The organism is Aneurinibacillus aneurinilyticus ATCC 12856 (assembly GCF_000466385.1).
GTDB classification, from domain to species: Bacteria; Bacillota; Bacilli; order Aneurinibacillales; family Aneurinibacillaceae; genus Aneurinibacillus; species Aneurinibacillus aneurinilyticus.
The window spans coordinates 1,852-14,927 of the sequence record NZ_KE952739.1 but is presented as its reverse complement, the minus strand read 5'-3'; the positions used below and the strand labels follow the sequence as shown (position 1 = coordinate 14,927).

Genomic DNA, 13,076 nt, shown 5'->3' with positions numbered 1-13,076 from the left:
ACTCTGGATTATACTGGATAATCAACACCCTTGAAATCAAATGAAAACTAAATCATAAGCAATTTCAATCCCTTAATAAAAACAGGAAAACGGCGGAAGCAAAACTGTAGCTCCCGCCGTTTCTCTTTTTTACTGCTATGCATCTACTCATTCTTTCTTTTGTTAGCGGCTTCCTCTAGCCCGTCGGAAGGATACTGGGAACAGGGACTAGAAAAAGACACACTGGCCTTTCTTCTGCTGGGGCGCAGGGCGCATCCAACCTCTTCTTTTTTCCAAATTTCCTACTTCTAACCACGTGATCATGTCAAAATATCAAGTGTAACTTATATAGATGAATAGCATCTCACGTTTTGGGGATGACTATAGCGATTGGAATTTCAAAAACAGGAGATATATTAATGAGAAAGCCGATACTTTTACTTCTTGCAGCATGCACCATAACCGTGCCATTTTTAACTTCATACCCAACATCTTCCATGCCTCATCAAACTGAACAACATAACAATAGCGTACAACCCCAATCCACAATTGATTCACAAGCCGAAATAACAAAAGGCGGTAGAGGGGGACGCGGCGGAGTCGGTATCACCCCTCGAAGACCGGCGGACGAAGGGTATCGTTCCAGATATGAAGCTCCCGTCACACGGCCAACCCCTTCTTCTGGTATAGGACGCGGACTATGGGCGTTTGGTCTGGGCGCACTTTTCGGAAGCATTCTACACCCGTTTAGCGGAGCTTACGGGTTCGGCTTTTCCTTTATAGGCTTGCTATTTTGGGCTCTTGTATTATTTATGGTATACAAATATTTTCGACGTTTTTTCTCCAGAACGAAAACATAGGCGGCGTTTCTTCAATTTAGGCACCCTCGTCCCAGTACGTGCAATCTTCACGGTCATTTACTTTATACGAAATGGTATGTCAAGCTTTTTATTTTCTTTAAAATGGTATTATTTTTTAAAAACGATGCTATACTATGAATAGGTTACAAATATTGAAACGTATAATTCACATGTTATTAGGGATTGTATTTTCAATATATTGTCCGTAATAATATGTGAATTTTATTTTTATGGCAAATAGAAGTTGCATATTGATTAAATTATTTGGAGGTTCTTACATGAACGGTACAGTAAAATGGTTTAACGCAGAAAAAGGTTTTGGATTTATCGAAAGAGAAGACGGCGACGATGTATTCGTACATTTCTCCGCTATCACTGGTGATGGATTTAAATCCTTAGAAGAGGGACAACAGGTACAATTCGACATCGTTGAAGGAAACCGCGGACCTCAAGCTGCAAACGTTGTAAAGCTGTAGGATAACAGCTCACTTACAAGCTCAAGATGCCGGCATCTATATGTCGGCATCTTTTTTAATGGATAAAAAGGCACTATATGCTTTCATCCGATAGTAATACTTTCTCAGCTTTTTTTCTTTAGTTCTTCCTCCAGCTTTCTCACCTGCTGCTGTAATTGATCAATTCTTTCGTGTGTTCCTTGAGCAGAACGGTTGACGACCATACCAACAATCGAGATAATACCGATAAAAACAACAATATAAAACATTGCCGCCCAAAGATATATCTCCATCTCCATCCCTCCAGTTATTATTACCTTAACACATCATTTCAGTAAAATATAGGAAGGAAATTGCTGGACTCTTGTCTATCCTTCTATGCCGTTTCAATTTTCCACTTTAAAGAGGGAATTCCGGCTTCATCCTCAAAGGCAGCACCGAATTGATATAAAATTGCTTCATTCAAAGGTCGGCTGATTAATTGCATGCCAATTGGCAAACCTGTGGCCGAAAAACCACATGGTACAGACAAGCTTGGAAGCCCTGTTAAATTGGTTGGTCCGGTTAAACGAAGCAAAGCTGCACGAACCTGCTCTGTCTGTCCTTGTATCTTGATTTCTCTCTGGCCGATTTTCGGAGGCAGAATAGGAAGCGTTGGGGTTACCAGCACGTCCACATGTTCAAAAATCTTCTCAAACGATTCCAAAGCTTGCCTGCGAATTGTTTGTGCCTGCACATATTCATGTCCCTTTGCTTCCGCGCTTAACCTCAGGCGCTCAAGTACTTCCGGATGAAAGTTCCCACTCTCTTGTTTAAGATGTTCTTCGTGGACATCGTATGCTTCGCTCTGCAGTGTTTTTAGCTGTGCCCATGAGGTGCGGGAAAGGATGGGAATATCAACCGGCTTACACTGTGCCCCCATTTCTTGAAACATAGCTACCGCTTCCTTCATCCTCTCCCTTACTTCATCCTCAAGACAATCAAAATAAAAGCTGGAAGGCACTCCGATTACCCTTCCCTTCACACTGTCTCCAATATAACGGGAAAAATCCTCGTTCTCGCTTTTACGCGAGTATGGATCTTGTGGATCGTACCCCGCTAAAACATTTAATAGAAGAGCGTTATCTTTTATCGTTCTCGTCATCGGTCCGACATGATCCAGAGTGTAACCTAACGGATATACACCATGTTTACTAACCCTACCAAACGTCGGCTTCATTCCTACAATCCCACAGGCCGAGGAAGGAATTCTGATCGAGCCGCCGGTATCTGTTCCCAGCGCGCCGAAACAAAGCGCGGAAGCAACCGCCACTCCAGATCCACTGCTTGATCCGCCGGACATATGATTGGTGTTATACGGATTTCGAGCCGGCCCGAAAAAAGAAACGTCTCCGGTAGGCCCATAAGCAAACTCATGTGTATTGAGTTTTCCAATAAGAATGGCTCCCGCATTTTTTAGCTTCTGAACAACCGTTGCATCAAAGTCCGGAACAAAATGATGATATATTTTCGACCCCATAGTCGTTCTTATGCCCTTCGTATAAATTAAGTCCTTTAGTCCAATCGGAACACCGTGAAGGTAGCCTTTCCACTCTCCCCTTCCTATTTCTGTTTCCGCTTTTTTGGCGGAAGCAATCGCTTCCTCAGAAGCAACAGTTATAAACGCTTGAATGGAAGGATTTATTTCTTCAATTCGTTTTAAAAGCTGCTTGACAATTTCAACCGGTGAGATTTCTTTATTACGAATTTTGCATGATAGATTATAAATATCCAACTGCAAAATATCCGAATTTATCACATACATTCTCCTCTCACTATTTTATATAGCAATCTTAGTCATAAAAATAGGCCATATGATTACTGGATTATCGATTTTTCTAAAATCGGGTTGCTCCTTTCCAGTTCCCGATTCTCCTTATCCTTTATAGGCGTACCTACGACTTTTAACCGACGGCCTGTCTTTGTCGTCTGTATCATGGACACCTGCTCTTGCCTTTCCAGTACAAGACGGGTAATCGATGGATAAAAGCCCCCCTCCTTCTCTAACTCATATGTACTCTTTCCTACTAAATCTTCTTCCCTATATCCCCATAAGGCTTCACATGCCGAGCTTACGCGCAGCGTAATCCCATCTGCATCGGAAACATAAATGACATCATAAACAAAATGGAAGTTATCTTCTATCCATCCTGATTGGTTTATAGACAGAAAAGAAAAAACATCACCCAAAGAAAGCGGAGTTCCCTCTTCCGATGTAAAACGTAGCTGTTGAGAAGCAAAACGATTCATATGAAGAATCCGTTCATCATGATCTAGTAAAATAATTCCCAATGAAATCGAATCAAATAGGGGAAAATAGGAAGATTCCCAAAGTGTATTATCCATATGGTCTCTCCTTCATCGTTCGTCATTATTATGCTCATATCATTATTCACCAGGAAGATTGCATAGAGCTTCCTTTTACTAACCGTGTGATGCTTTTTCTGCTATTCCTACCCCAAGCAACGCAAACTCCCTGCCTATTAGGATTCTTATGAAAGGCTTACACTTGATATTTCGACAGGGGAGCGTGGTTGGAAGTAAGAGATTAGGAAAAAGAAAGGGTTGGATGCGCCCTGCGCTCCGGCAGAAGAAAGGCCAGCATGTGTTTTTCCGACCACCCACCGCCCTTCCTTCTTTTCTTACCTTCCACCACAAAAACATGTCGATTTATCAACTCAGATGTATATATAATGAATAATAATAACAATATTGCTGAAAATTCTCACTGTATTATGCTATTTTTAAAGTACACAAAAAGCCGTTCTCCTCCAAGAGACGGCTTCTGTCATTCACCACGCAACCGCTTTCAACAATGACGATAAACAATTGCTTATACAGTTATCCCCTGCTTTACTTCCATACTCTCTATGTAGTCAATTCCTGCATGAAGTAAACTTACATTAAATCGTGATGAAGTAGCATCTTCCTGTTCCATGCTTATAAATCCACGTTTAGCCAAATATGTATAAGCCAATAGTTCTGTTCTGGTCTTTACAAGTATACTCATTGTTTTACTTCGACTTTGTAGATGTCTTACATAAATACCTCTCAATACACCTAACCTATATTCTCGAGACGTAACCAATCCATCCACCTCCAGTCATATTTTTCCTATATCCAACAATATTATATTTTAAATATTAGTAATAATAAATAGTTAACCGTTCGACAATTTTCGTACTTAAGCCATTCAGGAATACATTCAAGAATCGCTTTTCAAGATTCATATCTGTTCAAATATTCTAGGCGTTCCCTACGACAGGGAACCGGTCCGGCGTATTTATAATCGCCTGCCAAAGCGGAGTTGAAATTTCAAATGAGCCTGATCGGCCGCTCTATCCAAATCTTCCCCAGCGACATCGCATAAATAAGATTCTCCCTGCTTACTCGATACATCTAAATATCCTCCTTTTGCAGACTAAAATAAATGGAAATACTCCTTGCGCTCCCAGTCGCTTATCGTACATTCATAGCGCTCAAATTCATGCAGACGTAATGCTGCATAGTGATCAATAAAACGAGAGCCCAAAAAATCGGTGAACACCTTATTGGCTAAGAGAGCTTCAACACTATTCATTATTGGTACAAATGAACAGATAGGAGGACTTTATGTTTCTTTCTTTTTCACATTCCTCTACTTCATCTATAGATATTCATTCGAAAAACCCTAACTTTTCTCGTACGCTCCAAATGATCCTTCGCGTTGCCCAGTATCCATCTACTGTGCTTATCGAGGGGGAAACCGGTACAGGAAAAGAAAAAATCGCTACATTGATTCATGAAGCAAGTCCGCGTTCTATGATGCCGTTCGTAAAGATAAATTGCGGGGCCATCCCCGATGCACTAGCTGAATCTGAACTGTTCGGATATGAGGGTGGTGCTTTTACGGGAGCAAAAGAAGAAGGGCAGTTTCGGGAGGACTTGTACTCCCGTCTTCAGGTCGCTGCTTTTGAAAAACAAATCATCTAGCGTGTACTGCAAGAAACAAAAAGTTTACGACAAGCAGCCACTATTCTCCACATTCCGCACGCCACATTGCTACGACGTATCGAAAAATTGGGGATTCAAAAAAACAAGGATACTTAGAAATATGATAAGAAAATGAGCAATTCTTCTCTCGTATTTACATGCTAAGCTAGCCCCAACAACTCCTGAATTTCTTCTTTCCGAAAAAATAAACGCGGATTGCTCCTTACACTTATTTAAAAATTGCATGATTGTAATTTAAGTTACAGTTTTATTTACTCCTCATTATTATTGTAAAGATGTAAAGTTCAAACAATAAGAGGAGGAACATAAATATGGATTGGAATATGGAAAAATTAAATGAGGCAGTAAAACAGTTTCAGGAAAAGGCTACTATTGATGCAAAATTTCGCAAGCTAGCATTAGAGAATCCATCAAGGGCCGTTAAACAATTAACAGGCTTAGAAATACCAGAGGGATTCAAGCTCCACGTTGTTGACAATGCCGGTGCACATTTAACTGTCGTTCTTCCAGACTTGAAAGCGACTGAGCATGAGTTGGATGAAGCCGAGCTTCAAAACGTAGCCGGTGGTACTTCGTTTAGCTCGTTTATATTATATAGCAGCAAAGATCAATACTACAGCAGTCGCAAATAAACAAACGATAATCCTTGTAATAGGAGAAGGGAAAAGAGAACAGGGACGCCCTAGTAAAAAGGGCGAGCATGCTTTTCCCACCTCTGATTTTTCCCTCTACCTCCCACTACAAAAAGATGTCGAGAATACTCAATACACCTATTCGTTATCTGAGCATATTCTCTTCTCGTAAATTCCTCTTTTTTACCTAGATGAAATAATTTCTAAATGTGGTAGTTTATATAGAAAGAATCCCCCTAGGTTCTTTTTCTTGCCGACCCAGGTCGGCCCTTTTTTTGCCCGTTTGTCCTCTTTTCTTTCGCATTTTCCATCTATCAGAATATACTAGTAGTATCCCATTGTTGAGATTTCACCTTCAAGCGTCAATTGCCGGCCTATGCCGGCCTTTTTTATTAATCTTGTGCCTCCGAAACCTTTATCTGCCAATTTCGTATTACAAATACATAGTTAATCCAAAGGAGCTTATATCAATGTCAAATCGAAAAAGCTTTTTTCGTTTATTTGCTAAAAATCTCAAAGAATCACTGGGTCCTGGCCGATATGAGGTATATGGCATCGTTGTCACGTGTCCCCACTGTAAGCACGATCGATTTCAGCATGGATACGCCCAGTTAAACACCGCCTTTATGACCTTATTGAACCTTGATTTTGCTAATCGCTCAGCAGAAACGCTGACTTGTGAACAATGTGGTAACATCCAGTGGTTTAACAAAACGGTTAGGCCATACAAATATTAGCATTTCATTGAACTCCTACCCTTATGTGCTTCCGGATATGTAAGAAAGCTTAGCTCGAAATTTTGATATAGCTTTAAAAAAATTAGGGATAAAACCACGTTAAGGTTTGCAAAATGCTTTCAAATGAAAATATCGAAAAATTGAAAACAGCTGAAACCTCAAGGGATTTCAGCTGTTTTTTTCAGTATCTATATAAATTACACTTGATATTTTGGCAGAGGAGTGTGGCTGGAAGGAGGAGATTCGGAAAAAAGAACAGGGTGGATGTGCCCTGCGCCCTGGCAGAAGAAAGGCCAGCGTGTCTTTTTCCGACCGCTCCCGTCCACCTCCCTTCCTTTTTTCCTTACCTCCTACCACAAGCATGTGTCGATGTATCCAATCAGATGTATATACCAGGACAATAAACTTTACCTTTTTAAGCAAGAAAGTTTCAAATATGATTCGCTAATCTTCCCTGCTTTCCCGTTGCCTGTTAAAATAAGATGGTTAATTAATCATCAAAATCGAATGAATAATATTTATACGAAGATGGTCGACATGATGAGTATAGATGAGACGACTTATCATGACATTTGCATGATCTCTCATGGCAGTCATATGCCTTATCATGGCATTTACACGATCTCTCGCGACGGTCATATGCCTTATCATGGCATTTACACGATCTCTCGCGACAGTCATATGCCTTATCATGGCATTTACATGACCTCTCGTGATAGTCATATGCCTTATCATGACATTTACATGACCTCTCGTGATAGTCATATGCCTTATCATGGCATTTACACGATCTCTCGCGACGGTCATATGCCTTATCATGGCATTTACACGATCTCTCATGGCAATCATATGCCTTATCATGACATTTACATGATCTCTCGCGACAGTCATATGCTTTATCATGACATTTACATGATTCATCATGACAATGATTATTTTTGTCTCTACAACAGTTGTCTGAACAGCTGCTATCGTGAGGCTTGCGTACATGAAAATTGTTCATACCCTTATAATAGGACGGAGAAACACAAAACCTTCTAGTCAAAAGCTTTTCCCTCCCTCTTTTTGCTATATAATATGAAAAGTTGTCCGATTTTGTAACGTCTTGCATAGTTGTCTACCGTCCAATTTTAGGGTTAAAAAGTAATATGTGCACAGTCCCCGATACTGTAAACACCCGCAGCTCCTTTGACACGGTAGCTTGCATCCACAATGATCCGGCCATCAGGCGTGAGTGGCAATCCAAAACTACGGAGTGTCGGATTCGGCAGTAGACCAAATGTCCAAACACATAAGAACACCTTTCTAAGATGATAAGGTTGCTTGTCAATTAGAATAATACGCAACGGCGTCCCATACATGCTTTTCTAATGGCGTTTATAGCATTAAGTCCGGCGTATCCGCCTCCAATTATGATGCATGTTCGTTCTTTCATACAAATCCACTCCTCCTAGCTGGTTTGCACATATAACGACATACAGATTTGTTTTGTGACATGAACATAAAAAATTAGCTCAATTTTGCTCCCAATCAAGGTTTTTTATTGTTCTTACATTCTTCCCCTTCCTCACTTCATTCACTTTCTTTATTTACTTTTTTAACTAAATATGGTATATTAAGGGCGTGATTGTTTCACAAACAACCTTCTTTTCATTGCCGACCCTGTGTCGGCCTTTTTACTTCACGGTATATTCCGTAGCACGAAAAATGACTTCGATATTTTATTTATTTTGGGATTAGGACTTGTTCAAAAAATGATAAAAAGCCGCTTCGAGGGGCGGCTATGTGATAAACTACTAATGTTTTTTAGAAGAGCTTTTCTGGAGATGTGGCAATTCGCCATACACCATTTACTTTTTTTACCTTTATCGTTTTAATTTCCGGTTTTGATTGATGCTCAGGATAAGGGATAGATAATTGATATTCCTTCATTGTTGAAGAGCCTTTAATCAATTTTGCTGTAGCTTTATTAAATTCCAGAATGTTTCCTTTATCCGCATTTACTTGTGCCATTCTCCCTTTGTACTCAATAAAACGCTCTTTTATATATGTTTCACTTGCTTCTTTTGTGAATGCCTTCATTAAATAATCAAGCAGCTTTTTTCTTGTCCCAATATCAGAAGAAAGATAGCGATACTGAGAATCTTTTATATTGAATACTTCTGTTTTTCCTTTGCCACCACCCAAAGTGTAAAAATATCGGTTTTCTGCTTCTACAAGTAACGAAATGATGTTCTTCTCATCTATTTTTTTTATTTGTGTAGGACTTGCAGCTTGTTTTTTAACGGCTGCTGTAACTGGTTCTGCAATAACAGGGTTAACAGAAAGAAAACCACAAGACAACACTAAACAACCAATTAGCATTTGTTTTTTCATGTTTACATCCTCCTTTGACTTTCTACCCTTATAAACGAAAAACTAAAGGAAAATGTTTCTATATACATCTGATTTAATAAATCGACACATGTTTGCGGTGAGGGGTAAGAAAAGAAGGAAGGGCGATGGGCGGGAACGGTCGGAAAAAGTTACCTCTATCTATTTTCCGCTCAAGGACAAAAAAATTACACTCAATCAATTAAAAACTGTATACAGCAAACCAATTCAGCAATTTTTAAAAACCAAAAATAGGCTATAGCAATGTTTAATAGAGAAGAACGGAATTTAGTACGCCAACTCTATCAAAAACCCTACCAAAGCATTCTAAATAAATTGAAACCAAAAACCCGGCACAATCGGAGGCCGGGTTTTTCAGCCTGTCATCCAGCTTTCAGAAGTCTGTTCCCTGTACTAATTGCATGCGCACGCAATAATGACCAAGAGAATAAACAGAACAAGAATAACCCCAATTTCCATTCCTTCACTACAGAATCCCATACGTTCATCCCTCCATATATGATTGATTTACTTACACTTCATACTATGTGGATACATATGGACAGGTGTTAGGTAAATACCCTTATTCAAAGCTTTAGGTTTTCTACTGACAAATAGAATAACGTTCCCTTGCACTATTAATGTATTTCTTTTATCTCTTAAGGTAGTAAAATCTCCCCATTTCCTTCAACATAGATAATGTATTTACGCTACGCATTTCTTTCATTCTACTTATCCTTTTCATCCACTTTTTACCTTCCTATATAGAAATCACTTGACGTAGTAACAAATTATCCTTGTACATAGACACGGCTTCGGGCCAGCTCACTCCCGCACTATTCATCTTATTAATGGAAGGGAATGGGAATATAGTAGCATGTAGATTTATAATAAAGATTGATAATAGTTGGTTAATGATAAAGATTTTAATCGAACTTTATTTTAAATCAACAGTATGCTAATATAGTAGCATAAATAGACAGGCAGTCGGTTTATATAAAGGAGTTGTAAAAATGAGAGTTATAAAAAAAGCCGAGGAGCGCAGGAACGAAATACTTGATGCGGCTGATGAGCTTTTCGGTCAGAAGGGCTTTGATGGTACAAGTACAAACGATATTCTCGAAAAGGTCGGAATTGCACGAGGAACGCTGTATTATCACTTCAAGTCGAAGGAGAATATTATGGATGCACTGATTGAGCGGTATACGGTCCTCCTTTTAGGAGCAGCAAAGGAAATTGCTGCAGATAAGAGCATACCCATAAATGAGCGTATTATCCGCGTTGTAATGGCACTGAACATAAATGACGGAAACGGCAAGGAAATTATTGAGCATATTCACAAGCCTCAGAACGCGCTTATGCATCAGAAAATACAAAAGGTCATAATCAACAGCGTTCCACCGATACTGACGGAAATAATCCGTGAGGGCATTGAACAAGGACTATTCAGTACGCCGTATCCGTATGAATGCATGGAAATGGCTGTAGCATATACGAATACCATTTTTGATGATGATATGGTTAATATGACGAATGAGGAGCGTGCTTCACGTATACAGGCGTTTGTTTTCAACATAGAAAGGTTGCTCGGTGTCGAAAGCGGAAGTCTTATGTACATGATGAAGATGTTTGACAGCGGAAATACAGGTAGAAGAAATAAAAACAGCAATGAATAATTCGGGAAAATTCTTCAGAGGATTTTCTCTTCTCTGGGAAGGACGGTGGGCGGCCGGAAAAAGACACGTTGGCCTTTCTTCTGCCGGATCGCAGGGCGCATCCACCTTCTTCTTTTTTCCGAATCTCCTACCTCCAAGGCAAAATAAAAAGCCACTCCGAAGGGTGACTAATGTAACAAATCATTCCTTTTATCCACGTATACAGTACCATCACTTTGTAGCTCAGCATAAAACACCTCTTCATGTGAGCTGACTCCGGCTTTCTGTACCTGCTCATCTAACCATGCCACACTTAAGTTTAAGTCTTTAAGATTTTTATGTACAACTTCCCCATCTACAATTAACTCCGTTGGTACATATATTAATGGTTGTGCAGCAATATTTATCCCCTTGTTTGTAGGCGTTTGATGCTCTGGCTTCTTCAGAATAGACAATTGTCCATCAGGCTCTAGAATAGCGTACTCTATTTCCTGAACGGAAAAAACGCCCTTTTCCCGCAGCATCATACTTAAATCATCCATGTTGTAGTGTGCATCTCGCATGGCTCCTTCCAAAACTTTCCCCTTTTTTACCACGATAGTTGGTTCGCCATCTAATAGAACACGTGCTCTTGGCGACTTTAATCCAATGTAGCCTATAAGAAATGTTAATACTGTCCAAATCATCAAGCTTACTATACCTTCGACAATAGGAATGCTTCTGTCCATCGCCATCACAGCTGCAATTGAACCAAACGTAATTCCTGTTACATAATTGAAGAATGTAAGCTCACTAACTTGCTTTTTTCCTAAAACGCGTGTCATAACAAGTAATATGAAAAAAGCTAATGTAGTTCGTCCGAGAGTTTCCAGCACATTCATCCCTATCCTTCCTGGTAATTTTACAGCTTCTTTTTCCCCAGGCGTTTACAAGAAAACCGCTCCCCTATATACAGTGGTGTGAAGTACGAAAAAAGGATAAAGTCAGAAATTAGACAAAAACACGTCAATCTTTTTTCTGTCGGGGCGCAGGATGAATCCGTCCTCTTCTTTTTCCAATTTTCCTACCTCAAATCACCTAACCTTTGTTATTACGTCAAGTGAATTCTATATAGAACAACAAGGATGGATAGAAAAGAGTGATGCATACGGCGTGCGCCCTCTTTGTTTTTCTATGTGGAGCGTGTGGCGCTAAGAACGAAGGAACACGCCGACGCGTGCACCATACTTGCTCCAGTATATGGATAATCAACAGGTGCGATAGAACAATTCTCCTTTTTATTTCCGCTTCTTTTTACGTTCCCATTTTTCTTTTTGCTTTTCCCAATAGCGCTGCACACATACTTCCCAGTTGCTTTTCGGATTAGGCAATATAACTCTAGTTTTCATCTGGATTCCCCCTTGATTTATTTTCCAATTTTATTATGTATCAAGAGTCTATTTTATATGACTAATACTTGTCGTCAAATTCCGAAACAGCAGTACTTTTTTGGATAAGTAATGACGAGAGTGGACAATAAAAAAGCCACTCCTGGGAGTGACTGCTATAAATTTTTTTCTGTTTAGACAAAAAGCTTTCCATAAGCCAGACCTACCAATCCTAATAGCCCTATCCATCCCCAATTGCCGCCTCTATTAGCATTTGTAGCCGTAGTTCGATAATTATCAAACAGCGCACCAAAATTATATCATTTTCACGTCACTCTCCCTCCAACACCCACTCCAATATTTCTGTTAAATGGGTTTTATATCCAGTGAATAACTGTATACCCAGTTCCACATAATAATGGATACAAAAACGACAGATAACACAAATAAAGCGGGAATCATACATGAACAAACCACGAAGAAACGGAATTACGCTGTTACAATATATTCTTGGCGTTAATGTAACACAGATAGGAACAAGTATCTTAACCCTCCCTTCAGAATTAGCAAAAATGGCAACTACGGATGGATGGATTTCCATTGTTGTCGGGTGGATGATTGCTACAATCGTGAGTTTATGCATAATTGGTGTTATGGCAAAACATCCAGGGGCCACTATATATGATGTGCTCACACATTACCTGGGAAAATGGTTTGGAGGGGCATGGATTATCATCTTGATGTGCAGTTCCTTATTTATTGCCATGATTGTTTTTTATGAAGTATTAAGATTGATCAAATTATTTATTTTACCTAATACATCCAGCGGTCTGTTAGCTATTTTCTTTATGATCCCAACGTATATGGTTCTCCGTAGTGGCATACGAATTTTTGCGCGATATGCGGAGTTTGTCTTTTTCTTTACACTTTGGCTCCCTATTTTATTATTGGTACCCTTAAAAGATGCCGAATTCATTTTTATGCTG

Annotated in this window: 16 protein-coding genes; 6 read left to right on the top strand and 10 right to left on the bottom strand. The window is 39.6% G+C overall.

Features of this window, described 5'->3' with window-relative positions; genetic code table 11:
- The first annotated feature begins 398 nt into the window (after window positions 1–398).
- Both HMPREF0083_RS07310 and cspD read left to right on the top strand, forming a co-directional pair.
- Complete coding sequence (locus HMPREF0083_RS07310; RefSeq protein WP_040301874.1) at window positions 399–839, top strand: hypothetical protein; 441 nt, start codon at window positions 399–401, stop codon at window positions 837–839.
- 278 nt (window positions 840–1,117) lie between these two features.
- Window positions 1,118–1,315: a cold-shock protein CspD gene (gene cspD, locus HMPREF0083_RS07305; protein ID WP_040301872.1), complete on the top strand. Its 198-nt coding sequence runs from the start codon at window positions 1,118–1,120 to the stop codon at window positions 1,313–1,315.
- Window positions 1,316–1,419: 104 nt separating this feature from the next.
- Here the strand turns inward: cspD and HMPREF0083_RS27920 are convergent, their stop codons facing one another.
- From HMPREF0083_RS27920 to HMPREF0083_RS30115, 5 genes are all read right to left on the bottom strand, one after another.
- Window positions 1,420–1,587 (bottom strand): Z-ring associated ZapG family protein, encoded by a 168-nt coding sequence (locus HMPREF0083_RS27920; protein WP_155847226.1) that lies wholly within the window; start codon window positions 1,585–1,587, stop codon window positions 1,420–1,422.
- A gap of 83 nt (window positions 1,588–1,670) precedes the next feature.
- Window positions 1,671–3,092 carry an amidase gene (locus HMPREF0083_RS07300; protein ID WP_245191322.1) on the bottom strand — a complete coding sequence of 474 codons (1,422 nt, stop codon included), beginning with the start codon at window positions 3,090–3,092 and terminating at the stop codon, window positions 1,671–1,673.
- Window positions 3,093–3,151: 59 nt separating this feature from the next.
- Window positions 3,152–3,679 carry a PAS domain-containing protein gene (locus HMPREF0083_RS07295; RefSeq protein WP_021620547.1) on the bottom strand — a complete coding sequence of 176 codons (528 nt, stop codon included), beginning with the start codon at window positions 3,677–3,679 and terminating at the stop codon, window positions 3,152–3,154.
- Window positions 3,680–4,166: 487 nt separating this feature from the next.
- Window positions 4,167–4,421 carry a hypothetical protein gene (locus HMPREF0083_RS07290; RefSeq protein ID WP_040301870.1) on the bottom strand — a complete coding sequence of 85 codons (255 nt, stop codon included), beginning with the start codon at window positions 4,419–4,421 and terminating at the stop codon, window positions 4,167–4,169.
- A 333-nt stretch (window positions 4,422–4,754) separates the two neighbouring features.
- Complete coding sequence (locus tag HMPREF0083_RS30115) at window positions 4,755–4,913, bottom strand: hypothetical protein (RefSeq protein ID WP_148315911.1); 159 nt, start codon at window positions 4,911–4,913, stop codon at window positions 4,755–4,757.
- A gap of 32 nt (window positions 4,914–4,945) precedes the next feature.
- On the opposite strand from HMPREF0083_RS30115, the gene HMPREF0083_RS29710 reads away from it, so the two are divergent.
- Window positions 4,946–5,305: a sigma 54-interacting transcriptional regulator gene (locus HMPREF0083_RS29710; protein ID WP_040301868.1), complete on the top strand. Its 360-nt coding sequence runs from the start codon at window positions 4,946–4,948 to the stop codon at window positions 5,303–5,305.
- Between the two features lie 332 nt (window positions 5,306–5,637).
- Window positions 5,638–5,958 (top strand): NHLP leader peptide family RiPP precursor, encoded by a 321-nt coding sequence (locus tag HMPREF0083_RS07280; RefSeq protein WP_021620543.1) that lies wholly within the window; start codon window positions 5,638–5,640, stop codon window positions 5,956–5,958.
- A gap of 1,223 nt (window positions 5,959–7,181) precedes the next feature.
- Here the strand turns inward: HMPREF0083_RS07280 and HMPREF0083_RS07270 are convergent.
- The 3 genes from HMPREF0083_RS07270 to HMPREF0083_RS07265 form a co-directional block, all read right to left on the bottom strand.
- On the bottom strand, window positions 7,182–7,685 hold the full coding sequence (locus tag HMPREF0083_RS07270) for a hypothetical protein (protein WP_040301867.1): 504 nt from the start codon (window positions 7,683–7,685) through the stop codon (window positions 7,182–7,184).
- Between the two features lie 146 nt (window positions 7,686–7,831).
- A complete protein-coding gene (locus HMPREF0083_RS27055) occupies window positions 7,832–8,056 on the bottom strand; it encodes an FAD-dependent oxidoreductase (RefSeq protein ID WP_412674517.1) in 225 nt (74 codons plus the stop codon).
- Between the two features lie 445 nt (window positions 8,057–8,501).
- Entirely contained in the window at window positions 8,502–9,071 is a 570-nt protein-coding gene (locus tag HMPREF0083_RS07265) for a DL-endopeptidase inhibitor IseA family protein (protein ID WP_021620538.1), read from the bottom strand.
- A 1,010-nt stretch (window positions 9,072–10,081) separates the two neighbouring features.
- Here HMPREF0083_RS07265 and HMPREF0083_RS07255 point away from each other — a divergent pair.
- Window positions 10,082–10,744 carry a TetR/AcrR family transcriptional regulator gene (locus tag HMPREF0083_RS07255; RefSeq protein ID WP_021620536.1) on the top strand — a complete coding sequence of 221 codons (663 nt, stop codon included), beginning with the start codon at window positions 10,082–10,084 and terminating at the stop codon, window positions 10,742–10,744.
- 167 nt (window positions 10,745–10,911) lie between these two features.
- On the opposite strand, the gene HMPREF0083_RS07250 is transcribed toward HMPREF0083_RS07255, so the two are convergent.
- Window positions 10,912–11,604: a DUF421 domain-containing protein gene (locus HMPREF0083_RS07250; RefSeq protein WP_021620535.1), complete on the bottom strand. Its 693-nt coding sequence runs from the start codon at window positions 11,602–11,604 to the stop codon at window positions 10,912–10,914.
- A gap of 680 nt (window positions 11,605–12,284) precedes the next feature.
- A complete protein-coding gene (locus HMPREF0083_RS30110) occupies window positions 12,285–12,395 on the bottom strand; it encodes a WGxxGxxG family protein (protein ID WP_167331548.1) in 111 nt (36 codons plus the stop codon).
- A gap of 159 nt (window positions 12,396–12,554) precedes the next feature.
- On the opposite strand from HMPREF0083_RS30110, the gene HMPREF0083_RS07245 reads away from it, so the two are divergent.
- A partial coding sequence (locus tag HMPREF0083_RS07245) for a GerAB/ArcD/ProY family transporter (RefSeq protein WP_021620532.1) occupies window positions 12,555–13,076 on the top strand: 522 nt, incomplete at its 3' end.